This window comes from Streptomyces sp. NPDC001902, assembly GCF_042891295.1.
In the GTDB taxonomy this organism is placed as follows: Bacteria; Actinomycetota; Actinomycetes; order Streptomycetales; family Streptomycetaceae; genus Actinacidiphila.
The window spans coordinates 51,715-74,248 of record NZ_JBIATA010000031.1; the positions used below are offsets into that span (position 1 = coordinate 51,715).

Here is a 22,534-nt window from a genome sequence, read left to right on the forward strand (position 1 = left end):
TCAGTTCTCCTTCGTGCGGTTGGTCTGGGCGGTGGCGTTCAGCGCGGACAGGACGGCGAGTTGCCTGCGGTCGCGTTCCTCGGCGAGAGCGGCGTACGTGTGGGAGCCGTAAGCCTGCTCCACGGCTTTCACGACGCGTTCCTGGTCCGCGGGGTCGTTCGACGGCTGTCCGAGGGCCAGGTGGCCCATGGATGCGCCGATGTGCTCGATCAGGTGGCGGTAGCCGCCCGGGCCGCCGCCGAGGTGCTGGCCGAGGAAGAGTCCGACGGTGGCCCAGCGGATGCCGAGCGAGGTCGTCAGCACCGTGTCGAGGTCGTCCGGGGTGATGACGCCCTGCTGGACGAGGTAGGTGGCCTCGCGGCTGACCGCGCGCTGGAGGCGGTTGCCGACGAACCCGGGGATCTCCTTGCGTTCGACGACGGGGGTGCGGTCGAGGAAGGTGTAGAAGTCGACGGCGTCCTGGACGGCGTCCTCGCTGGTGCACTCGCCCGGCACGACCTCGACGAGCGGGATCAGGTGGGGCGGGTTGAACGGGTGCCCGATCAGGATCCGGCTCGCGTCCTGGAGGTGCCCGGTGAAGGCCGTCGCGGGGATCGCGGAGGACGAGCTCAGCAGCAGCGCCTGCCAGGGGGCCTCCTCCACCAGCCGGGCGAACAGCCGCTTCTTGAAGTCGAGGTCCTCGGGGCCGTTCTCCTGGACGACGTCGGCGTCGTGGACGGCTTCGGTGACGTCGCCGGCGAGGTGTACCCGGTCGGCCAGGGCGCCGACGTCAAGGCCCAGAGCGGCCAGGTGCGGGGTGAACTGTGCCAGCGCGGTGTCGACGGCGTCAGCGAGGTCGGGGCGCGGGTCGCTGACCCGGACAGTCAGGCCGTGGGCGGCGAACAGCGCCGTCCAGGACAGTCCGATGGTGCCGGCGCCGATCACGGCGGCGGTGCGGAAGGGGTGAGTCATGGTGTGCCTGCCTGGAGGTAGTCGAAGACCGGCTCGGCCGGCGCGAGGGTCAGGTCGGTGAGGACGTGGCTCGCCGAGACGATCTCCAGGACGGGCAGGTCGGCCAGCGGCGCGAGGACGTGCTGGAACAACTGCAGCCGCGCCGGGCCGGTGTAGGCGGCTTTGACGACGACGTCGGTGATCTGGGTGCGAACCAGTTCCTGGATGCGCGGGGTGCCGTCGTATCCCGGGACGGTCTTGAGCATGAAGGTCGGCACCGTGATCTGCGCCCGGGCCTCGCGGGTGTCGAGCCGGTGGTGCTTGTAGCCCATGGTCGCGGTGGCCACCCGCAGCGTGCCGTAGTCGAGGGTGCCGACCAGCACGTCGTGGTCGACGTACAGCTTCGGCGCCCCGATCACCTTGGGGTAGGCGCTGACCTCGCGTCCGGCCGCTGTCGCGGGGAAGCTGTCGAGGTACATCGCGTGCAGGTACTCGCCGTGCTCGCCGTCGAAGCCGACCTGGATCGCCTGGCCGCCCTCGGTGTAGGGGCCGTACCCGGTGACGTCGTTCATCTTCATGATCTCGAACCGGACCAGCGGCTCCTCGATCCGCAGGGGCTCGGGGACGACGGCGCGCAGCACGTCGGGGTCGGTGCGGTAGACGACACTGAGGTACTCGCGGTCGGTGAACCGCGCGGTTACGGGCGCGAATGCCGGGCGGCCCAGCGGGGTGGTGCCATGGCGTCGTACGTCGTCGATCCTCATGTCACTTCCCCGTCCACTGCGGGGCGCGGTGTTCGGCGAAGGCGGTCATGCCCTCGTGTGCGTCGGCCGAGGCCATCAGGGTGTCCATCGCCTTGCTCTGCAGGCGGAAGGCTTCCGGCTCCGGCATGCCGTCGGCGGCCCGCACGAGGTACTTCACCGCGGCCAGCGCGAGCGGGGCGTTGCTCGCGAGCTGCTCGGCGAGCGCTAGGGCGGCGGTGGCCGCCTGGCCGGGCGCGGTGACTTGGTTGACCAGGCCGAGCTCGCCCGCGCGGAGGCCGCTGACCGGCCTCCCGCTGAGCAGCAGCTCCATCGCCAGGTGGTAGGGGATGCGCTTGGGCAGGCGGACCACGCCACCTCCGGCGGCGATGAGTCCGCGCTTGACCTCGGGCAGGCCGAACGTGGTGTCCTCGGCGGCGACGATGAGGTCGCAGCCCAGGGCGAGTTCGAACCCTCCGCCCAGGGCGAAGCCCTCGACGGCGGCAATGAGCGGTTTCGTCCGTTCGGCTTCGGTCAGGCCGCCGAAGCCGCGTCCCGGGATCGTCGGGGTCTCGCCTTGCAGCGCGGCCTTGAGGTCCATGCCGGCGCTGAAGGTGCCGCCGGCTCCGGTCAGGACACCGGCGCGGAGCTCGGCGTCGGCCTCCAGTTCGTCCAGCGCTGCGGCCAGCCCGGCGGCGACAGCGGCGTTGACCGCATTGCGGGCGTGGGGCCGGTCGATCGTGATCAGCAAGGTCGAACAGACCCGCTGCACGCGTACGTCATTGGTGCTCACGGCTTCTCCTGTGGCTGTTGGCTGCTCAGCGGATGGCGGCCAGTTCGGCGAGGACCTCGGCGGTGTCCTGGCCGGGTACGGGGGCCAGGCGGCGGATCGAGCCGGGCGTGGCGGAGAACTTGACCGGGATCCCGATCGTGCGGACCGGCCCCTCGGTGGGGTGCACGACGGTGTCGAGGAGGTGGCCCTCGCGGACGTAGGGGTCGTCGTGCGAGTGGTCCAGTTCCAGCACCGGCCCCATCGGGATGCTGTGCTTGGTGCACACCTCGGTCCACTCGGCCGTGGTCAGCGCGGGCGCGCACTGGTCGACCAGGTCGGACAGGTCGTCGGCGTCGGCGACGCTGAGGACGGGGCCGTTGACCCTGGGGTCGGCGGCCAGGTCGGGACGGCCGGCGGCATGGAAGAAGTCGCGGTAGTTCTGCGGCGTGTACGGGATCACGGCGGCCAGGCCGTCCTTGGTCCGCCGCGCCTTGTGGTGCTGCGACAGCGACCGCGGGTAGCCAGTGGGACCCGTCGCCGGGTCAAAGGTGTGCCCGGCGAGATGCTCGATCAGGTTGAACGTGATCAGCGTGTCGGCCATCGGGATCTCGATCTGCTGGCCGCGTCCGGTCTCGTTCCGATGTACCAGGGCGGCGAGCACGCTGTAGGCGATGGTCAGGCCGGAGACCTTGTCGGCGAGGATGGTCGGCAGGTAGAGCGGCGTGCCCAGTGCCCGGTTGGCGATGTCGACCAGTCCGGAGGCGGCCTGCACGGTCTCGTCGTAGGCGGCGGCGTCCGCCCGGTCGGAGTTGCCACGGAAGCCGGCGGCGTGCGCGTAGACCAGGCCCGGGTTGGCGGCGGTGAGGTCGTCGTAGGTCAGGCCCAGCCGGGCGAGCGCGCGGGGGCGCATGTTGGTGATCAGCACATCGGCGGTGTGGATGAGCTTTAGGGCCTGGGCGTGCTCCGCCTCGTCCTTCAGGTCGAGGGCCACGCTGCGCTTGTTGCGGTTGACGTTGAGGTGCAGCGGTGTCATGCCCGGCGTGTTGCGGAACTCGCCTATGTGGAGGGGGTCCGCGGGGGACTCGATCTTGATGACGTCGGCGCCCAGATCTCCCAGGATCTGGGCCGAGTACGGGCCCATGACCACCGTCGAGAGGTCGATGACCCGCACACCGTCGAGCGGGCCGGGAGTGTGAGTGTCCGCCATTGTCTGCGTCCTTTCGTGCCCTTGGCTGGCTACAGAAATGAACGCTAAGCGGACATTGCGGACAGTGGAATCACCGTGTTGCTGACATCGGTGTGACCGCAGCGGTCACACCGGCAGGCAAGCCCCCGGGGTTGTTTTCCGTCGATGGCGAAGAGGGCCGACTGCGCTTGATATCAAGGAAATGCAGATGCGCCTGGGGGTGTTCATCCCGCTTCCGGTCCGCGGGTGCCGGCCGACTCAGACGACAAGCGGCTCGGCGAAGACCAGGCGGGCCGCGTCGATGAGTTCGTCCAGGTCGCCGCCGGAGGCCCGGTCTCGGCGCCAGACCAGGACGGTCTCCAGGTACCGCTCGAAATCCGTGAACGGCAACACCTTGGTGTTCTCCATCGCGTACCCGTGCAGGGGGCTCTCCGGGTCGATCAGGGAGAAATAGAAAGCCATCCCGCCGGAAACCACCTCGGCGATTCCGGAATAGTCGGTGTCGGTCAGCTCGATGCGTTTCCTGACCCCCCGCTCGAACATTTCCCGGTCGAGCTGATCGAAATAGGCGGGTCTGCCTTCCTTCGGGGCGACGATGAAGCAGAGGTCGGCCAGCTCGGCCAGGGTCACGCAGTCCCGCCCGGTGAACTGGTCGGCCGGCACCACCGCGCCCAACCGTTCCGACATCACCGGCAGTCGCTCCAGCGCGGGGTCGTCGACCGGCAGCCGGGCCAGCGTGAGCGCGAGCTTGCCCTCGCTCACTGCGGCGACCAGAGCCCTGGAGGAGCCTGGCCAGCGCAGGAGTTCGCACCGCTCGCCCACGCGCTCGGCGAGCGCGTCGACCAGGTGCCTCAGCCGGGGGTGCACTCCCGAAGGAATCCCCACGAACAGGGTGCTGCGCCCTGGCGAGGTCGCCTCGTGCAGCCGCCATGGTATGGAGGTGACCTGCTCCAGTACCTCTCGGGCGATCGGCAGCAACGCCTCACCGGCCGGCGTGAGCGCGACACGGTGTGTGTCGCGCTCGAACAGCCGGTGGTCGAGCTCCCGCTCCAGGTCCTTGATCCGCTGACTCAGCGGAGACGTGGCCATGTGCAGCCGGCGGGCCGCCGCAGAGAAATTCAGCTCCTCCGCGACTGCGACGAAGTACCGCAAATGAAACAATTCCACTCCGTCACGTTAACCCCGATGTGCCGACCGGACTTCTCCGAGGGCGATTCCGCGAGGCCGTGCACGACAGATCCGCCACCGCCGGGGCGGTCGGATCATGGTGCCGGGTACACGGGGTGCGAAGCGCTGGCGACGCTGATCGCCGACCGCCCGCTCGTGCGGTTGGACACCGATGCAGGCTCGTAGCCGGCGTCGTCGCCGGCGCGGGCGCCTAGGCCCCCAAGTGGTGCACGGCCAGGGTCGTTCCGCGCGACGCGTTGCGGGGGCGAGGCGGTAGTGAGCCTGCCTCGTATCCTGCCGAACCGGACCTGCCTCATGTGCCGGCCAGGCGGGTCGCCGGTGCGGCCGCGCCGCCGAGGGCCCCTGAGGCGCTGTGCGTGCGATGGATGGCGTGTGTCCCGGCACGGCAGTCTTTCGCCAATGGAACGATCCTCGCAAAGGGTAAATTGTTACCTGCCAGGACAACGTCAGACGGGGACGTCGCAGGGTCCCGCTCCCGGCATGGGGAGGTGTAGGGCGTGCATCCCGTTCCACTGAGCAAAAGCTTCGTCTTCCTGCTGCTCAGCGTTGTGCTGATCTCGGGCCTGCGATTGGCGCTGGCTGCCGCCGAGGTGCACGTCATGGGTATCGCGGAGTACGCCGTCCTGATCCCGGTCGTGGCCAGTGCCCTGCTGCCGGTACGGCAGACCATGATCGTCGGACTGTTCAACCTGGTCGCCGCCATCGCGCTGTACGGGGTTCTCCTGCGGGACATGGGGCCCGCCAACCAGATCACGATCATCACGGCGCTGGCGGTGGGTCTGGTCATCAGCGTGGCCGTCTGCCGAATCCGTGTCGCGGGGGAGAGACGCTTGAGACGGCTCATGATCGCTCGCGAGCGGCTCGCGCTGCTCAGCGAGGCCAGCAGCCGGGTCGGAAGCACTCTCGACGCAGTGCGCACCGCCGAGGAACTGACGGAGGTCGCGGTGCACCGCTTCGCGGACCACGCCACGGTGGACCTCTTCGCCAGTGTCCTCCAAGGCGAGGAACCCGTCCTGCGGCCCGGCACGGGCGACCTCACCCTGTGCCGCACCGCGGCGTCGGGATCGCCCTCGCCCCCGGGAGACCTGGGGCCGGGCGAGACCGTCACCTACCGGGAGCGGGCGGGAGCGACCCTCGGGCTGTTCACGGGCGAGCCCATGATGCTGGAGATCACCGATACCGCCGGTGCCGCCTCCGCGCCTGCCGATCCCGGCGACGCGGGCACGAACGGGCCGCACTCCGCGCTGGCGATCCCCCTGCGCGCGCGGGGAGCGACCCTCGGCGCGGCGCTGTTCACACGCTCCCCGGGCCGGGCCCCCTTCGACGCCGACGACCTGCTCCTGGCACAGGAGATCGGGGCACGGGCCGCGGTATGCGTGGACAACGCCCGCCGCTACACCGGGGAGCACAACACCTCCCTGGCACTGCAGCGGAGCCTCCTGCCCCTGGTGGTATCGAGGCAGCCGGCAGTGGAGGCGGCCACGCGCTATCTGCCCGCGGGTCTGTTCGCGGGAGTGGGGGGCGACTGGTATGACGTCATCCCGCTCTCGGGGGCCCGGGTCGCCTTGGTGGTGGGCGATGTGGTCGGCCACGGCGTTCACGCCTCGGCGAGTATGGGGCGGCTGCGTGCCGCCGTACGAACCCTTGCCGACATCGACCTGCCGCCCGACGAACTGCTCACCCACCTCGACGACGTCGTCACCCGGCACCGAGAAGTCGGCGGCGCGGGAGCGGTCGCCGGTGAGATCGTGGCGACCTGCCTCTACATGATCTACGACCCGGTCTCGCGCCGCTGCACGGCGGCCCGGGCCGGCCATCCACCGCCCGCCGTCTTGCGTCCCGGATCAGACGTCGAGTACCTCGACATCCCCGCCGGTCCTCCGCTGGGTGTGGGCGGACTTCCCTTCGAGACGGCCGAACTGGAGCTGCCCGCAGGCACCCGGCTCGCCCTGTACACCGACGGCCTCATCGAATCCCCGGAACACAGCCTCGACCAGGGACTCGAACATCTCCAGAAAGCCTTGTCCGAGCCGATTGCCTCGTTGGAGGGCCTGTGCGACCACGTTCTGCACACGGTGGCCGCGGAACAGTCCCGAGACGACGTCGCCCTGGTCATCGCCCGTACCCGCGAGCTCGACGGCGCCCATGCCGCCGCATGGGACCTCACGGATGATCTCGCCGAGGTGGCCCACGCCCGGGACCTCGCCTCGTCCCGACTGGAGGGCTGGGAGCTGGGAGAGCTGGCATTCACCACGGAACTGGTCATCAGCGAGCTGGTGACCAACGCCATCCGCTACGGCTCGGCTCCGGTCCAACTGCGGCTCATCCGCGAGGACACCTTGATCTGCGAGGTGTCCGACGCCAGCAACACCGCCCCCCACCTGCGCCGCGCCCGGATGTTCGACGAGGGCGGGCGGGGGCTGTTCATCGTGGCGCAGCTCGCCGAGCGCTGGGGAACCAGGCAACGGCACGACGGCAAGACCATCTGGGCCGAAATCGCACTCCCGGACGGGCTCCACCGGACCCACGGTTGCGTTTAGTGCTGTGACCGCATTGGTTCGCTCGCACAGGCTCGGCCAGCCACACCTTCCGGCAGTCGGGAAGGACGTTGTCGCCCCTCCGGCTGACCCGACCGCCACCGCGGCGAACTGGCTCTGCAGCTCCCCTCAGGCGGCGACGGCTTCACCCAGGTCCACCTGGGCCGTCTCCTCTTCGGTGTCCCGCTGCCGGTTCGCCGGCGAGGCCAGGGCCGGGGCGGCGCGGTGCTCGGTGACCATGGCGGCAGTCATCAGCAGCGCTCCCGCGGCCAGCCAGAGCACCAGGGACAGGATGCGGCCGCCGAAGCCCGTCGAGTCGAAGTACAGCAGGCTGCGTGCGCCCTCCACGAGGCCGGCGCCGTTCCAGAAGGCGTGCAGCGCGCCGAAGAAGCCGTTCTGCAGCGCGGGCTGGAGGATGCCGCCGGAGCTGGTGAAGTTCAGCATCACGAACAGCACCATCTGGACCGCCGTCGTCCATCGCCCGAGGAAGGTGTGAAGGGCGATGCCGATGGTGAGGATGCCGGCCGAGTAGAGCCAGGCCATGCCCCACACCCCGGGCAGGTCGTGGTCGACGATGTGGAAGACCGGCCCGGCCAGCACCGCCGCTATGACGCTCATCGCCAGCGCGGTAACCACGCCGATGACCGCTCGGGTCCCCATACGCAGTGCGGCACCGGCGGCGCCGATGGCGGCGACGCCGGCGTTGGAGCCGATGGTCAGTGCGACCAGCAGGAAGAACAGGCCCTGGCCGGTGAGGTCGCCGCTGGAGAGCCGGGACAGGTCGGTGACGTGCAGGGGCGCGTCGTGCTTGCCGGCCACGGTCGTGAACACGATCTCCGCGGCGGTGGCGGAGGTGTCGGAGTTGGCCTTGGCGACCAGCAGCTCGGGGTGCTTGACGCTGGGCACGTAGGCGCCGACCAGGTCCCGGTCCATGATCCGGCGCTGAGCCGCGGCCCGGTCGGGCTCGGTGGTGACGTCCAGCGCGTCACCGGCCTTGTCTTTGATCGTCTGGGCCAGCAGCTGCACTCGCGGCGAGGTGCCGATGACGGCCACCTTCAGGCCCTGTGCATGCGGTGCGTGGAAGGCGCCGAGGTAGGCCAGCCCCATGCCCAGGCACATCAGCAGCGGGGTGATCAGGAGGACCACCACATGGCGGACGGTACGGGATGTGCTGGTCGCTGTCGGCCGCCTTCCGGCCAGACGGTGGGTGCTCATTGCGTGCTCTCCTTCACTGGGTAGTTGTAACGTACATATGAATTGGGTTGCGTGTTGCAACCAGTGAAGAAGGGAGTGCCCCGCCATGCCCGACCGTCAGGCGTCGACGGACGTCATTCAGCGTGAACTGACCGCATTCGCCCGCCGCGCCCGGCAGAAGACCGTTCAGCTCCACCGGGAGTTGACACTGGTGGCCCACAGCATGCTCGACCACATGCACCGGAACGGCAGCTGCCACGCCGCCGACCTCGCGGCGCATTTCATGCTCGACAAGTCCACCGTCAGCCGGCAGATCTCCATGCTCGAGGCGGAGGGCATGATCGTGCGCGAGACCGACCCGGCCGACCACAGGAGGCAGATCCTGAAGGCGTCAGAGAAGGGCCTGGAACAGCTGAAGGAGGCCGACCGACAGCGCCGCTCCTCCTTCCGGGAGCGGTTCACCGACTGGGACGACGCCGACTTGGCCCAGCTGGCCGTCTACCTGCGGCGCTACAACGCCGCCGACGTCCACTGACGCGAATTTCCGCCACCCGTGCCCGTGCTCGCCGACCGGGCAGCCTCTTTCGCATGGACAGTCCCAGCAGCCGAGCCTGTGGCGAGTTCTCGCTCCAGGCGCAGGGGCCGCCCGGGCCTGCGCGCTCGCGGGCGCCAAGCGCTTGCCGCACCGGTCGATGGCCGTCCGGCGGTGTGATCAGGCAGCCTCGCCTTGCGCTATGCCGGCAGCCAGACATCGACGGCCTGCCCGTCCTTGGGGCATCGGCACAGTCCAGGCCTCGTCGACCATCTCACGCGGAAGTTGATCAACAGCAAGGTTGTGACCGCTGCGGTCACACCGGTGGGAGCGACTCGATAATTCCGTTCCCTGCCGGAAGCACACAGGGTTGATGCATCAAGGCTCCGACCCAGACATGAGGTTGGCACGACCCCCAGGAGGGCACATGCCTACCCTCGACCGCCAGGACAACGTCTTCGTACGGGACCTCGGGGACGGCGAGTACCGCTTCCACCCATACCGGCTCGCATCCGTTGACGCCGCCCCGGACGAGGTGGAGAAGGCCCGAGGGCCGCGCGCCGAGGTGACCGCCGCAACGGGCAGGTGCTACTCCGACAGCCGTGACCTGGAGTGGCTGGACGCCCACGCCGACCAGCACGAGAACTACCGCACCCGCGTCCATGGCCTCTTCGGCCGCATGCTGTCCCTGCCGGGGATCACCGTGGCCACGCTGCAGGGGCACCCCTTTGCTGCCGGTGCGATGTTCTCCCTCGCGCACGACTTCCGCGTCATGCGTGCCGACCGTGGCTGGGGCCTGCCCGAGGCCGACCTCGGCATCCCGTTCACGCCCGGCATGGCCGCCCGCATCCAGTCGCGGCTGACGCCGCGTATCGCGCACGAGGCAGCGCTCGTCGCTACAGCGGTTCGCATGCCGCTGATCCGGCACCGCAAGGCGGAGCTCGGCGAACATGCCATCACCTTCTGATTGGCTATCGGTGAGTGACAGCGCGCCAGGGAGACTGAGTATCCCATGACATACGCCAAAGGAGCCATGATGCAGGTAGCAGTCGTCACGTTCGACGGGTTCAACGAGCTCGACAGTTTCATCGCCGCCTCGTTGATCAACAGGTGCCGCAAGGACGGCCTGGAGGCCTTCATCACGACGCCGACGCCGGTGGTCGCGTCGATGAACGGCGTCGAGGTGACCGGGCAGCGCCCGATGGAGTTCGTGCGCGAGGCCGACGTCGTGCTGATCGGCAGCGGGGTCAAGGCACGCGACGTGGTCGCCGATGACCGGCTGATCTCCATGGTGCAACTCGACCCTTCGCGGCAGCTGATCGGTTCCCAGTGCTCCGGTGCGCTGGTCATGGCCCGCCTCGGGCTGCTCGGCAGCATGCCGGCGTGCACGGACATCAAGAGCAGGCCTTTCGTCGAAGCCGCGGGCGTCACCGTGCTGGACGCGCCGTTCCACGCCGAGGGGAACATCGCCACCGCGGGAGGCTGCCTGGCATCCCAGTACCTCGCCGCATGGGTGATCAGCCGAACGCTCGGGGACGATGCCGTCCGCGATGTCCTCGGGTACGTGGCTCCGGTGGGGGAGAGCCAGGAGACCGTCGAGCGCGCACTGCGCGCCGTCCACGCGGGCGAGGCCGCCCTGCGCTGACCAACGCTGATCAACCGATGGGCATCCGGCACACGATGGGAGCAGACCCATGACCGCAATCGCAGGTTCGACCGTCCTCGTCACCGGAGGCAGCCGGGGCATCGGCAGGGCCCTGGTCGAGTCCTTGTACGACCGAGGGGCGAAGAAGGTGTACGCCTCCGCCCGTGATCCCCGGACCATCACCCATCGCAGGCCCGGCGCACCCTTTGGCGCGCCGGGCCTGTTGCTACGGTGCTCGGTTCAGGCCTCCGTCAAGCCGACCAGCCTCATGCGCAGGTCGTCGAGTTCCGCTTCGGGGGATGTCCGCACCAGGCGGAGGATCTCCTTGGCCTCCTCGCCAACCGGGACCCGGGCCGGCACGGGCACTGCATCGATCAGCTCCGCCATCTCGGCCACTGCCTGCTCGGTGGTCATCCCACCGGCTTCAAGTTTCTTCAAGCCGTCGACGAACCTGCCGAACGTCGTCCCGTAGAGCGCGCGTTGCTCGTCTGGGAGAGAGGTGGCGAGACCCATCAGGTCCGCGACGACCTGGACCGCTGAGATCGCCGCGAGCCCTGGTCAGCCCGGCTCCTGATGCCACGGTCCGCTGTGGTCCGGCTCAGCGAAGGTCTCGGGGTGGGTGTGCGATCGGACGTCCGGCGTCAATCCGCAGGCACGAGCGCAGTCATCCTTCGGGGCTCAGCGGCGCGTGAGCGGCTGTGCCTGGCATCAACGTGCGAACTTCTCGATGGCCGCTGAGGTGACGGGGGTGAAGAAGTTGACGAGGTTGCCGTCGGGGTCGCGGAACAGCAGCGACCGGTTGCCCCAGGGCATCGTGGTGGGCCCGCTGACGAAGTCGGTGACGAAGTCGGTCAGGTTCTGGTGAACGCGGTCCACGTCGTCGACGAGGAACTCGGTGATCACGCTGTGGTTGTCCGCCGGTCGGGCAGAGCCGGGGGCGAACAGCGGGACGGTGCGGGTGCCGGCGATCGCGAGAGTGGCGCCCGCGGTCTCGAGCTCGGCGAAGTCCGCGGTGGCCCACGTCGCCCGCGCCCCTGTGGCTCGCTCGTAGAACTCGACGAGGCGGGCCACATCGCTGGTGATGATGCGGATGGAGACGAAATCCATGGGTTCTCCTTGGCTGTGCTGAAGGGCGTGCACTCGGCAGGCTAGGAGAAATAGTGGACAGAATCGGTCCTGTATAGCCTTAAACTGTGAGTATGTCTCGCCCCACCGGCCGCGTGCTGACACTCCTGGAGCTGCTGCAGTCGGGCGGCACCCGGACGGTGGCCGAACTCGCCGACCGGCTCGGCGTCGAAGGGCGCACTGTGCGGCGATACGTGGACCAGCTGATCGACCTGGACGTGCCCGTGGAATCGGTGCGCGGCCGCTACGGCGGGTACCGGCTCGCCCCGGGGTACCGCTTGCCTCCGCTCATGCTCAGCGAAGACGAGGCGCTGGCCGTACTGCTCGGCCTGGTCGCCGGGCGCCGCGCAGGGCTGACCACGACGGAGCGCACGGCGAACGAGACGGCATCGGCGAAGATCCGGCGGGTGCTGCCCAAGCACGTCGCCCGTCGGCTCGACGCCCTCCTGGAGGCTCTCGCCTTCACGGATCAGCCCGGAGAGTTCGCCACTCCGGACGCTGCGGTGCTGCTCGCCATCGCCGACGCGGTGCGCCACCGCCGACCGCTGTCGGTTCGCTACGCCGACCGCGACGGACGGCGCAGCGAACGCACGCTGCACGCGTACGGGATCGTCGCCCATTCGGGCCGGTGGTACGTCACGGGCGTGGATGCCCGGATCGGCGAGGACCGGACCTTCCGGCTCGACCGCATCGCAGACGTGCGGACCCTGCCCGGCTCTTTCGAAGCGCCCGTGGGTCCCGATCCGGCGCAGCGCGTGTTGGCAGGCTTCGCGACGGCCGAGTACCAGCATGAGGTGACCTTGCGGATCCACGGGACAGTTGATCAGATCCGTGCTCACCTTCCCGCCGGCATCGCGAGCCTGGAGGAGCACCCCGAGCCCGCGGCGGCCCAGGACATGGAGACCGAGCGCTGGCTGCGCGTCGAACTACGGGCGGAGCGGCTCGACTGGTTGCCTCGGGTGCTCGCAACCCTCGACCGGCCGTTCGTCGTCGAGCGCCCCCATGAACTGCGCGACCTCGTCATCGCGTTCGCCGATCGCCTCGCTTCCCACGCCCGACGAGTTTGACGGAGGGCGAGGAACCCACATCATGGGATGGCGCAGCCACACGTCGCGCTGGCCGGTGCAGATGACGGTGACGGGGGGGGATGGGTCAGCTGGGTGGGGGAGCGGTGTTCGCTGTCGTGCCGCTGGTCGTCGCAGCCATGTTCACCTTTCTGCCCGCCGATCAAGCCGGACGGGTCGGTGTCGGTGGTGATGGTCTCGCTGGCCCCGTGGCCGAGACCAGCCTCGCCCGCGCACCGCCCGCCGTGACTGGCGCCCGCGCCGGGAAATCCCACCCATCGGCGGATCCGCGCCTATGCATCGAGCTGGTGCTCTCGAAGCCGCGCTTTCCGGCACGCCCGCTCCTTCTGCCGTCACGGCCGATGCCTCACCTACAGCCGCTTGGCCTGGGCCGCCGTTGCTGGGGCTGCTGGAACGGTGGCGGGCCCATGGCGGGGTGTGGGATCGGGAACCGACGGCTCGTGAGGTGCGTCCGCCAAGTGACGGGTCGGCGGGGCCCTCTGTTTGCGGAGATGGAGAACATGTTCGTTGTGGTGCTGCTCGGCGTGCTGGCGCTCGTCGTCGGTGGATGCGTGTGCGTGGTGTGGGCGGAGCGCGGCGGGCCCCGCGGGGTCCGCGTCGTTGCGACCGTGACGCTTGCTGCGGGCGAGTTGCTTCGCCAATCGGACAGGAGCCGGCGCCGGAGCATGAGCCGGACGGGCGGCGACGGCGACTAGGAACCCGGGCGCGATGGCACCCGGTGCTGCGAACGCCGCTCGCTGCCGGCCGAGGCGGCGTTGTGACGGCAGGTGCGCCCGGAGCGCTCCTTGATATCACGCAGCCAGACGGCGAGTTGTGCTGCGCGGGTCGCTGCGCGGCGTGGAGTCCATCACCTGGTGCTCCCATTGCCTGGCCTCCGCCTGGTCCACTTAGGGACGGTCCAAGGCCGGCGAACCGTTCCGCGCCGGGGGCGGCCGCTTACGCCGGTGGACTCAGCGTGTCATCCCGCGACGAGGTTGACACGGTCGCTGCCGCCGCGCTCGCCGCAGGTGGATCTGAGGCGGATGGCGCCGAGGACCACGGCTTCCTGTACTCGCGTAGCTTCGTCGACCTCGACGGCCACCCCTGGCAAGCCATGTGGATGGACCCGGCGGCGGCACAGCGGGGCCCCGAGGAGTTCGCGGCTCCCACGCAGAACGCCAACGCCCCCAACTGACCCGTCACCAACGCGTTCCGCGGTTCTGTGGTCGTCGGCCAGCCGTGGGCCCACAGTCGGCGACGGTCGCAGCGAAACGCCGACGCGGCACCGGCTCGCACATATGCGTGTTCGAGATGGACCCAGGCCCATGTGAGCTTCGATGCAGACTGGAGCGCCACTTCAGCCCGTACGTGCCAGCATGTCCCGCATGATCAGGGCGGCGGATGCCGGAGCGGCCTTGACGAAACCGAAGAACGGCCCGAAATCCTGCGCCGCGGAGAAGCCGGTGAGATACAGCCCAGGAACGGTGCTTTGGAGGGCTTCGTCCAGCACTGGAGAGCCATTTCGCATCTTGATGCGTTCCACCAGGTCCGCCAGGAACGGGACGCGGGCCAGTTCGGCCGCGTATCCAGTGGCGAAGATCACCTGATCCACGGTCAAGGACTGGGTGTTCGACATCGTGATCCGCACCGGCCCGCCGTCCGCTGTCGGCTCCGCCAGGACCACTGCGGTCTCCGGCCAGATCCGGACGTCGGCCGCCTCGAGCCGCGCCGGCAGCCACGGCTCCAGCGTGCCGCGGCCGGCCTCCCAACATCGCGCCAGGATTGCTTCCCGCACGGGAACCGGCAAGCGGCGCCACCATCCGGAACCCCGCATCGTGGCCTCGAGGTAGTCGTCAAAGAACGTCCAACTCACCGACGCGAAACGGGGCATGGGATGGCGGTGCACCACATCGACGCGAGCCGCCCCGTGTTCACGGATCAGAGCCGCCCACTCATACGCACTCTGTCGGCCCCCGACGATGAGCACACGCTGCCCGGACAGGGCATCGAAGCGGACCAGGTCACAGCTGTGGGACGCGCGGCCGGACGGGATCGAGCCGCCCCAATCGGGTAGTCGGGTGAAGCAGCTGATACCCGGCGCGGCGACCACGACTTCGGCGCGTATCCGCCCGCCGCTGTCGAGCTCTGCGTGAAACGCGCCGTCCCGGTGGGTGAGGCGCGTGACCAGGTCCTGCCTCAGGGTGATGCCTTTGGCGCGGCGGAACCAGTCGGCATACTCACGAAAGAGCTCCACGGGAATCGGATCAACCTCCTTGGGCGAGAGGGCCCGTTCCCGCAGATACGCCTCCAGGGTGTAGACGCCGGTGGCGTCCAGATGCCAGTCGATGCCCGAACGCAGCAGCATTCCCTGCGGCATGTGCTCGGACCAGAACCCCATCGGCCGTCCGACCACGACCGCATCCACGCCTCGGTCCCCGGCGAGCGCGGCCGCCGACAGCGCAAACGGCCCCCCGCCGATGATGAGCATCGGCACCGACGTGGAATCCTGCATCGTCGTCTCAGGGCTCCGTTCATTCGTCACTCGGGCCACACCGGCGGCCTCTTCTCCAGGAAGGATGCAATGCCTTCGCGAGCTGCCGGGGTCTGAGAGGCATCAGCCATGACCTCGCAAGCGATCTCGTAAGCGTCGGATTCGGGACGGTCCAGCTGTGCGTAGAGGGTTCGCTTCCCCAGCGCCTTGCTGGCCGCGCTGCCACGACTGGCCCGGGCGAGGAGTTCCTCGACCGCCTCGTCCAGTTCGCCGTCGGGGACCACTCGATTGACCAGTCCCCACTCCAGGGCGGTACGGGAACCGATCACCTCGCCGGTGAGGGCCATCTCCATGAGTCGCTTGCGTCCGATGGAGCGGGCCACCGGCACGGCAGGCGTGTGGCAGAACCAACCCCCTTTGCCGCCGGGAAGTGCAAATCCGGCAGACTCACCCGCCACCGCCAGGTCACACGATGCCACGAGCTGACAACCTGCGGCCGTGGCCAACCCATGCACTCTGGCCACCACCACTTGCGGTGCGGACTGAAGAAGCCGCATGACGTCCGTACACAGATGCAGCAGCTCCCGAATGCCCTTGGCGTCCTGTGCGAGTACGTCGGAGAAGTCATGCCCGGCACTGAAAACCGGTCCATTCGCCGCCAGGACAACCCCTACCGCCGGCGAGCCCGACACCTCGGTCAGTGCCTTCTGCAACTCGCGAAGCAGCTCGGTCCTTGGCCTGCACGTGCCCGTTGAACGCTACCGAGGCGACGAGCGCGGGCGGGGTCACGGCGAGGACCTCGTCCACGGCACGGAGCGCGAGGCGGGCGACGACCCTGTCCAGGTTGATCCGCGCCGACGCGTGGACGGGATAGGTTTCTGTGCCAGCAGTGAGCTCGGCTGGACTATGCACCTCGATCCCGTTCGAACCGATGTGCAGCCGCACCGTGCCACCGACGGTCACCTCGCTGACGCCCACACCGCGGATTGCACGGACGTCCCAACCGTCCACGAGACGATCGATCCCGTTCTCCATAGGGCAAGGCTACGGAGCCGGCCGGCCCGAGCGGCGCAGTGGGGGCTCCCGAATCTTCCGAGGACAGGCTGGGACCCCAACCGAGCGGCCCTCAACGCTTCAGCAAGATCGCGTTACAAGCTCATAGCCGACAAGGATCGCTCGCAGACACACACGCGTTCGGTCTGTTTCAGCGCTTTGCCGGCCTGTTCACCACCACCCGTGCCCGGCAGTGCCGTCCTGCCTGCGCTCAGTCCCCTCGGAGAAGCCCTCCTGCGCAGCGACAGCGCCACGTACTGAGCGCCTCTCGGCACACCTCTGCCACACGCTGCGGACACCGCCTCGCGCAGCGCCACCTTGATCCGCTCCGCGGCCGTCGTGCTAGTCGCCGCCGCGGGCCTCGCCTTGGCCGGCAATGCTGGTGCGCTGGTGAGTGCGGGATCGGGTCTGTCCATTGAACGGCTCTGTCTCACATTCGGTGGTGACAGAGTGTGCTGCTATCCGAGGAGGGTGCGCTGGCGAAGGAGTGTGAAGCCTGCTCGTCCGTGCATCTGGCGCGCGATCCGCTTGGTTTTGGTGTTGACGCCCTCGGTGGGGCCGTTGCTGTATGAAAGTTTGAGCGCGGCGATCACTGCGTCCCGGTCTCGGACCAGGCCCCGGGCGAAGGAGTGCAGATGGGGCAGATCGGTTGCGCTGACCTGGACGATCCAGCGTGAGAGGCCGTCGGCGTTTCCTTCGCGAGGCGTCAGGAGTTGGGCGAAGTCCGCGATGTGGGCGGCCAGTTGGGTCATCTCAGGGCAGGCTCCAGTGAGCCGTGCCAGGAGGTCCTGATGGTCGGTCTTGAGGTTGTCGGGCCTGGTGAGGAGCATCCGGGAGAGCCGGCGCGGGGAGATGTGGCTGCGGTCGACGTCCGCGCGCCTTGGTTGATGTACTTGTAGAGCAGGTTGAGGCAGCCGGTGTAGCCGAGGGCCTTGATCTCTTCGAAGAGGTGCCTGACGGGGGCGGCGGGTCCTCGGCCCGGCGTTTTCGCAGGTGCTCGCGGTAGGGGTCGACGAGGCCGGCGCGGTATTTGGGGACGCGAAGCATCCGCTCGGGCCGGTCGGCTCGTGCGTAGCGTTTGATGGTGTTCAGGGACAGCTGCAGCCGGCGGGCGCATTCGAGCAGGCCCACGCCCTGGTCGAGCAGGTCGTGGATCTGGTGCCAGCGTTGAAGGGTGGTTTGGGCGCGTGGCCCGTCGTAGATGGGTGCGTCCAGTACGGTGGCCCAGCAGCTGCTGTGCGCCTTCACCTCGCTGAGGGCGGCCTCGCACAGGTTGTGCAGAACGCGGCGAAGTGGACTTGTCGCTGGTCAGCGTGGACTCTGCTATCTCCCGCGCTCACCACCACGCCGCCGGGATGGTTCTGGACGAGGAGCAGTTGAAAGCTCTGGTGGAGGCCGCCGAGTCCGAAAAGGGGGCGGGAAGAAGGGACAAGAGCCGCAAGACGAACAGGACGGAGACCCGGAACGAGCCGAGCGGCGGCGGCTGCGGCGACGCCGCCGGGCGCGTTTGAAGGCTGCTGACCTGGGTCGTTCTCGGGGTGGGGTGACCAGCAAAGTGCACTTGTCAGCCGACCGGCGCTGTCGTCCGCTGTCGTTCGTCCTCACTCCCGGCCAGGCCGGTGACAGTCCGCAGTTCGCGCGGGTCGTGGACAAGATCAAGGTCCGTGGCAGGAGGGGCCGGCCCCGCACCCGCCCGGACGCGGTCGCCGGCGACAAGGCGTATTCCTCCCGCAGCAATCGCACCTACCTGCGCAAACGCAAAATCCGGGCGGTGATCCCGGAGAAGGCGGACCAAGCGGCCAACCGTAAAAAGAAGGGCTCGCGCGGAGGCCGCCCCGTCAGCCACGACGCCGAGCTGTACAAGGACCGCAACACCGTCGAGCGGTGCATCAACCGGCTGCGCAACTGGCGCGGGATTGCCACCCGCTACGACAAGACTCCCGAGAGCTACCTGGCCGGACTCCACTTGTGCGGCACGATGCTGTGGCTACGCAGCATCACCGGACCTGCATGACTAGTGACCTCGTTCCCGGCCGAGGAAGCACGACAGGAGTCGCCTGAAGTCGTGCGGGTGCTCGAGCGCCGGCACGTGCCCGCATCGGCCGAGCACGTGCAGACGGACATCGGCCAGGTGTTCGAGCAGGGGCAGGGCTGCCGTCCCGAGCGGGGTGACTCGGTCCTCGGCGCCGTGGACGAGCAGCACGGGCGCGCGGACCCCTGCCAGCGTTCGCGCCGAGAGGGTGAGCTCGTCGGCCCAACGTGCCCTAGGTGGAGGGAACAACGACGCGAATGCGGCCGCCCCCGCTCGCATCGCAGCTGCACGGGCAGCGACGGCCGACTCGGTCACGAGCGCTTGGTCGAGGACGAGGCGACTCAACATGTCTCGTGCCCCGAGCGGGCCGGCGGGGGCGGCCCAGACCGCGTCGAGCTCGGCGGACAGCGGCGCCCCGGGGGCGCCCATCGTCGAGACCGCCACGACACGGGTGACCTGCTGGGGACGCGCGGCCGCCAACGCCAGCGCCACGGCACCGCCCATGGAGTGGCCCACCACGGCGTAGTGCTCGACACCGAGAGCATCCATCAGGCCCGCGGCCTGCTCCGTCCACAGCCGGAGCCCACCCCTAGAGCCCGCCGGGATTGGTGTACGGCCGAACCCCGCCTGGTCAGGAGCCACCAGGTGCCAGGACGTGCCCAGCGCCTGTGCCGTCGTTGCCCAGGCGCCGGATCCGGTCGTACCGGGTCCGGAGCCGTGCAGCATCAGCACCGCGGGCCCGGTGCCGCTCTCCATGACGTGGACGGGGGAGCCGTCGACTGTGATGGTCCGAAGTGCCGTCACCGGGGCAGGTCAGGTGTGGTCATGCCGATGCGGAGTTGATGGACTTCGAGAAGAGCTCCATCATCGCCGTGCCGAACTGCGGCATGTCGGGCCATCCGCGGCAGGAGACGAGGTTGCCGTCCACGACGTCGGGAGCGTCGATCACCGTCGCGCCCGCGTTCTCCATGTCACCGGTGATGGGCGGGAAGCACGCCGTCTTCCGGCCCTTGAGCAGTCCGTACACAGCCGGCACCTGCGCGCCGTGGCAGATCAGCGCGATCGGGAGGTTGCGTGCGAAGAAGTGCTCGGTGATGCGCCTGACGTCGGCGTCGACCCGGATCCACTCGGGGGCACGTCCCCCAGGGATGATGAGGGCGTCATAGCTCTCGACGTCGACCTCGGCCCAGGGCACGTCGACCGGCAGCTTTCGGCCGTTCTTCTCCACGTAGGCGTCGGAGTTGGGGTCGAACTCGTGGATGACCAGCTGAACGTCACGCATCGTCCGTGACGAGACGTCGACGTCCCAGCCGCCCTCCTGCACGCGATAGTAGGGATACATGGTGTCGAGCTCCTCGGCGGCGTCGCCGGTCAGGAGCAGCGCTCTGGGCACCTGCTTCTCCTCGCATCTGAGGCGGATGAGGCCGATCCGATCCGATCTGATCCAATTGTGTTAGCATTCCTCGGCCCAGCCCGCCCGTCAAGCCTTTACGCCATACCGTCCGAACCCTTGATTTCGTCGAACAATCGCCGGAACCGCACGCCGGACAGCAGGATGTGCCGACGCATGGCGTAGGCGGCGGCGTCCGGGTCACGCGCGGCGATCGCGGCCAGAACCTCTTCGTGCTCGGCCATCGCCAAGTGAGTGACCTGGGTGTCGTGGAGAAGCCGGAACAGGTGCACGTGCGCGTGCAGGCGAGCGAGCGCTTCGCGGATGAGCTGGTTCTCCGCGCTCAGGGCGACGAGATCGTGAAAAGCAGCGTCGCGGAGCCCGAAGGCGCCATAGGCGCGAGGTCACTTCTAGCGTCTTCGGGAACCTGTTGACATCGGTCGCATGCTGCGGGGTGGTGATGCCCCGCTTGGATCGTATAGGAAAGGTGACGGATGCCAGCCATCCTTCACCCACCGCGGAACCGCCCGCCAGCGCCCTGCTTCGATCACCTAAAGCTCCCCTGATCATGCTCGGCGTCCTGCTCGGTTCCAGCGTCAGCGCGGCGGGGGCGGCGATTCGCCGCCCCCGCCGCGTGAACGGGTCAGCGGTTGAGGTTCTGCATCCACTCCCGCAGCTCGCGCGCCTGCCGCGCGAGCTCGGAACGCGCCGCAGCGTCGCCGGAGGCCTCGTCGTTCGCCAGGTCGACGATCGAGTTCAGCGCCGGGATGGCGGTGGTGTAGTTGGTTGCCAGGTAGCTGTCCCGCGCGATGTCCAAGGCGGCACCGACGGCGTCCGCGGCGTCCGCGGTCAGCAGCCCGGCCGCTCGGTCAGCCTCGATCAGCAGGCTGGTCTCCCGGTAGGACGAGCAGTTGGCGTCCGTGCGGTCGGCGGTCGTCTCGATCCCGCCGAGGATGATCTGCATGAACGCGTCGTCGTAGTACTGCGTCCGGAAGTGGCCGAGGATGTTCGAGAACGCCTTGCCACCGCCCCAGTTCTGGCACCACGCGATCGGGTGGTCGCCGTTCATCAGCCGCAGCGGGTTGGTGGCCGCGTTGCCGCTGTTGAGGCTGCGCTGGTAGCTGTCCTCGTTGAGGCTCAGCAGCGTGTGCACGTCGGCCCGCATGTTGCGGTCGAAGTTGTAGAGTTCGTCCACCGTCATCCACCGGGCGGGGAGATGCGCGGTCGCCGGGTGCGTCTTGTCCTCGGTCACCACCTCGGTGTGGATGCAGCTGCCGCACTGGCCGAACCCGTTCTGGCCGTTCGGATGGTTGGTGAAGAACCCACCGGCGAGGTCGCCGTACCACGGCCAGGTGCCGATCTCGAACGAGTCGGCGGCGCCGTGGATGCCGACATAGCCGCCGCCCTGCTTCATGTAGGCCTCGAAGTTCGGCTGCTCGGTGGTCGGATTGAGCGGGCCCGGGTGCCCGACGTTGGACTCGAAGACGATCGTGTCGTACTGCTTGAGCGTGTCGAGGCTCAGGAACGGGCTCGTGGGCAGCGTGACCGTCGCGAGTTGCGGGTCGTAGACGTCGACGTTGAAGTTGTGCGCGATGCCGAGCTTCTGGATCGCGGCCACGGTGTGCGGGATGTGGTCGTGCCGGAAGCCCGTCGTCTTGGAAAAGATCAGGACGTTGTAGTCGGCGTCCGGGTTGTGCGGGAGCGGGGCGAGCACCGGGTCCGGAATGAACTTCGGGCCCTCCGCGGGCTCAGACTTGAGGCCCGTCGCGGGCTCCGGCGCGAGCCGGCCTTCGAGCTGGTCGATCAGGTAACGAGCATCGCCCACGAGTGTGCTGCGGGCCGAGCCGGGCGGGATCCGGCCGGCGATCGAGACGAACCCGTTCAGGACCTGGCTCGCGCGCTTGGCCGAACCGGCGTCGGCGAGCGCCTTGGCCTGGTCGACCTTGGCTTGGAGCGCCTCGCCGACCTCCGCCGGGACGCTGCCGGCGGTCACGAACCGGGTGATCAGCGTGCCGACGTCCGCGAACGAGGTCGTCACGATGAACGTCTGCGTGTACTTCGCGCTGCTGGAAGCAGCGTCAGAGAGATGCACCGCGAGCGTGTGCACGCCGATCGACAGGTCGGAGGTCTGCACCGGCAACGGCGGGACCAGCTTGCCGTCGAGGTACATGTTCAGCACAGCCACTCCGCCCGAGCCGGGGGCGGGGTCCGTGCGCGTCGGGATAAGCGTGGCGACGTGACCGACGTGACCGTCTGTGATCGCCGGGTACGATGCAGCTGGCGCCCGCGTGTCGATCCGGACCGAGATCGAGCGGAACGCCGCGACGTTTCCGGCCGTGTCGACCGCGCGGTACCGGACGCTGGTGTTGCCCTCCTGCGTGATCACCGCCGACGCCGTGGCCGACGTCGGCGCCCCCTCGACGGGCACGTCGATGTAGGCGGCGCCGCCGTTGAGCGAATACTGGAACTTGGCGATGCCGACGTCGTCGGTCGCCGACACGTTCAGCGTCACCGGGCCGGTGTACCAGTTGTTCTGGCCGGTCGGCGCAGAGGGCGACAGCGTCGCCACGTTGATCGTCGGCGGTGTCGTTTCCTGTGCCCACGACGGTGTCGCGGGGATGAGTGTTGCGGCCGCCGTCAAGAAGGCGGCCACTG

20 protein-coding genes and 5 pseudogenes are annotated in these 22,534 nt (G+C 68.9%); 9 read left to right on the top strand and 16 right to left on the bottom strand.

Features of this window, described 5'->3' with window-relative positions; translation table 11 throughout:
• From ACFYYN_RS36170 to ACFYYN_RS36190, 5 genes are all read right to left on the bottom strand, one after another.
• Positions 1-951 (bottom strand): 3-hydroxyacyl-CoA dehydrogenase NAD-binding domain-containing protein, encoded by a 951-nt coding sequence (locus tag ACFYYN_RS36170; protein ID WP_500549100.1) that lies wholly within the window; start codon positions 949-951, stop codon positions 1-3.
• Positions 948-1,694, bottom strand: a complete 747-nt coding sequence (locus ACFYYN_RS36175) for an acetoacetate decarboxylase (protein ID WP_500549101.1) — start codon at positions 1,692-1,694, stop codon at positions 948-950. The genes ACFYYN_RS36170 and ACFYYN_RS36175 overlap by 4 nt, the downstream gene beginning before the upstream one ends.
• 1 nt (position 1,695) lies before the next feature.
• Positions 1,696-2,463, bottom strand: coding sequence for a crotonase/enoyl-CoA hydratase family protein (locus ACFYYN_RS36180; protein ID WP_500549102.1), 768 nt, complete (start codon positions 2,461-2,463; stop codon positions 1,696-1,698).
• Positions 2,464-2,488: 25 nt separating this feature from the next.
• The gene (locus ACFYYN_RS36185; RefSeq protein ID WP_500549103.1) at positions 2,489-3,649 is read right to left on the bottom strand and encodes a CaiB/BaiF CoA transferase family protein; all 1,161 of its coding nucleotides are present in this window, start codon (positions 3,647-3,649) and stop codon (positions 2,489-2,491) included.
• Between the two features lie 237 nt (positions 3,650-3,886).
• Positions 3,887-4,795 (bottom strand): LysR family transcriptional regulator, encoded by a 909-nt coding sequence (locus ACFYYN_RS36190; protein WP_500549104.1) that lies wholly within the window; start codon positions 4,793-4,795, stop codon positions 3,887-3,889.
• 518 nt (positions 4,796-5,313) lie between these two features.
• On the opposite strand from ACFYYN_RS36190, the gene ACFYYN_RS36195 reads away from it, so the two are divergent.
• Positions 5,314-7,356 carry an ATP-binding SpoIIE family protein phosphatase gene (locus tag ACFYYN_RS36195; RefSeq protein ID WP_500549105.1) on the top strand — a complete coding sequence of 681 codons (2,043 nt, stop codon included), beginning with the start codon at positions 5,314-5,316 and terminating at the stop codon, positions 7,354-7,356.
• A gap of 126 nt (positions 7,357-7,482) precedes the next feature.
• Here ACFYYN_RS36195 and ACFYYN_RS36200 read toward each other — a convergent pair whose 3' ends face one another.
• On the bottom strand, positions 7,483-8,568 hold the full coding sequence (locus ACFYYN_RS36200) for an ABC-2 transporter permease (protein ID WP_500549106.1): 1,086 nt from the start codon (positions 8,566-8,568) through the stop codon (positions 7,483-7,485).
• Between the two features lie 85 nt (positions 8,569-8,653).
• On the opposite strand from ACFYYN_RS36200, the gene ACFYYN_RS36205 reads away from it, so the two are divergent.
• The 4 genes and pseudogenes from ACFYYN_RS36205 to ACFYYN_RS36220 all read left to right on the top strand — a co-directional run.
• The gene (locus tag ACFYYN_RS36205) at positions 8,654-9,082 is read left to right on the top strand and encodes a MarR family winged helix-turn-helix transcriptional regulator (protein ID WP_500549107.1); all 429 of its coding nucleotides are present in this window, start codon (positions 8,654-8,656) and stop codon (positions 9,080-9,082) included.
• Between the two features lie 424 nt (positions 9,083-9,506).
• Positions 9,507-9,977, top strand: a pseudogene (locus ACFYYN_RS36210) (enoyl-CoA hydratase-related protein); the annotation flags it as partial.
• A 138-nt stretch (positions 9,978-10,115) separates the two neighbouring features.
• Positions 10,116-10,724, top strand: a complete 609-nt coding sequence (locus ACFYYN_RS36215; protein WP_500549141.1) for a DJ-1/PfpI family protein — start codon at positions 10,116-10,118, stop codon at positions 10,722-10,724.
• A gap of 49 nt (positions 10,725-10,773) precedes the next feature.
• Positions 10,774-10,911, top strand: a pseudogene (locus tag ACFYYN_RS36220) (SDR family NAD(P)-dependent oxidoreductase); the annotation flags it as partial.
• 53 nt (positions 10,912-10,964) lie between these two features.
• Here the strand turns inward: ACFYYN_RS36220 and ACFYYN_RS36225 are convergent.
• Together ACFYYN_RS36225 and ACFYYN_RS36230 are read right to left on the bottom strand one after the other, a co-directional pair.
• Positions 10,965-11,237, bottom strand: a complete 273-nt coding sequence (locus tag ACFYYN_RS36225; RefSeq protein ID WP_500549145.1) for a hypothetical protein — start codon at positions 11,235-11,237, stop codon at positions 10,965-10,967.
• A gap of 195 nt (positions 11,238-11,432) precedes the next feature.
• Positions 11,433-11,831, bottom strand: coding sequence for a VOC family protein (locus ACFYYN_RS36230; RefSeq protein WP_500549108.1), 399 nt, complete (start codon positions 11,829-11,831; stop codon positions 11,433-11,435).
• A gap of 92 nt (positions 11,832-11,923) precedes the next feature.
• Between ACFYYN_RS36230 and ACFYYN_RS36235 the strand changes: the two genes are divergently transcribed.
• From ACFYYN_RS36235 to ACFYYN_RS36245, 3 genes are all read left to right on the top strand, one after another.
• A complete protein-coding gene (locus ACFYYN_RS36235; protein ID WP_500549109.1) occupies positions 11,924-12,916 on the top strand; it encodes a helix-turn-helix transcriptional regulator in 993 nt (330 codons plus the stop codon).
• Positions 12,917-13,425: 509 nt separating this feature from the next.
• Positions 13,426-13,629, top strand: coding sequence for a hypothetical protein (locus ACFYYN_RS36240; RefSeq protein WP_500362247.1), 204 nt, complete (start codon positions 13,426-13,428; stop codon positions 13,627-13,629).
• A gap of 260 nt (positions 13,630-13,889) precedes the next feature.
• A complete protein-coding gene (locus ACFYYN_RS36245; RefSeq protein ID WP_500549110.1) occupies positions 13,890-14,108 on the top strand; it encodes a hypothetical protein in 219 nt (72 codons plus the stop codon).
• Between the two features lie 162 nt (positions 14,109-14,270).
• Here ACFYYN_RS36245 and ACFYYN_RS36250 read toward each other — a convergent pair whose 3' ends face one another.
• From ACFYYN_RS36250 to ACFYYN_RS36265, 4 genes and pseudogenes are all read right to left on the bottom strand, one after another.
• Positions 14,271-15,425 (bottom strand): NAD(P)-binding domain-containing protein, encoded by a 1,155-nt coding sequence (locus tag ACFYYN_RS36250; RefSeq protein WP_500549111.1) that lies wholly within the window; start codon positions 15,423-15,425, stop codon positions 14,271-14,273.
• Positions 15,426-15,451: 26 nt separating this feature from the next.
• On the bottom strand, positions 15,452-16,117 hold the full coding sequence (locus tag ACFYYN_RS36255) for an enoyl-CoA hydratase-related protein (RefSeq protein ID WP_500549112.1): 666 nt from the start codon (positions 16,115-16,117) through the stop codon (positions 15,452-15,454).
• Positions 16,029-16,439, bottom strand: a complete 411-nt coding sequence (locus ACFYYN_RS36260) for a hypothetical protein (protein ID WP_500549113.1) — start codon at positions 16,437-16,439, stop codon at positions 16,029-16,031. The genes ACFYYN_RS36255 and ACFYYN_RS36260 overlap by 89 nt, the downstream gene beginning before the upstream one ends.
• Before the next feature lie 476 nt (positions 16,440-16,915).
• Positions 16,916-17,735: pseudogene (locus ACFYYN_RS36265) on the bottom strand (transposase); the annotation flags it as partial.
• Here ACFYYN_RS36265 and ACFYYN_RS36270 point away from each other — a divergent pair.
• Positions 17,735-18,471 (top strand): annotated as a pseudogene (locus tag ACFYYN_RS36270) (IS5 family transposase); the annotation flags it as partial. The pseudogenes ACFYYN_RS36265 and ACFYYN_RS36270 overlap by 1 nt on opposite strands.
• On the opposite strand, the gene ACFYYN_RS36275 reads toward ACFYYN_RS36270, so the two are convergent.
• The 4 genes and pseudogenes from ACFYYN_RS36275 to ACFYYN_RS36290 form a co-directional block, all read right to left on the bottom strand.
• A complete protein-coding gene (locus ACFYYN_RS36275) occupies positions 18,472-19,293 on the bottom strand; it encodes an alpha/beta fold hydrolase (RefSeq protein ID WP_500549114.1) in 822 nt (273 codons plus the stop codon).
• A 19-nt stretch (positions 19,294-19,312) separates the two neighbouring features.
• A complete protein-coding gene (locus tag ACFYYN_RS36280) occupies positions 19,313-19,882 on the bottom strand; it encodes a DJ-1/PfpI family protein (protein ID WP_500549115.1) in 570 nt (189 codons plus the stop codon).
• Between the two features lie 95 nt (positions 19,883-19,977).
• Positions 19,978-20,256 (bottom strand): annotated as a pseudogene (locus ACFYYN_RS36285) (FCD domain-containing protein); the annotation flags it as partial.
• A gap of 266 nt (positions 20,257-20,522) precedes the next feature.
• Entirely contained in the window at positions 20,523-22,520 is a 1,998-nt protein-coding gene (locus tag ACFYYN_RS36290) for a ThuA domain-containing protein (protein WP_500549116.1), read from the bottom strand.
• Positions 22,521-22,534: the final 14 nt, after the last annotated feature.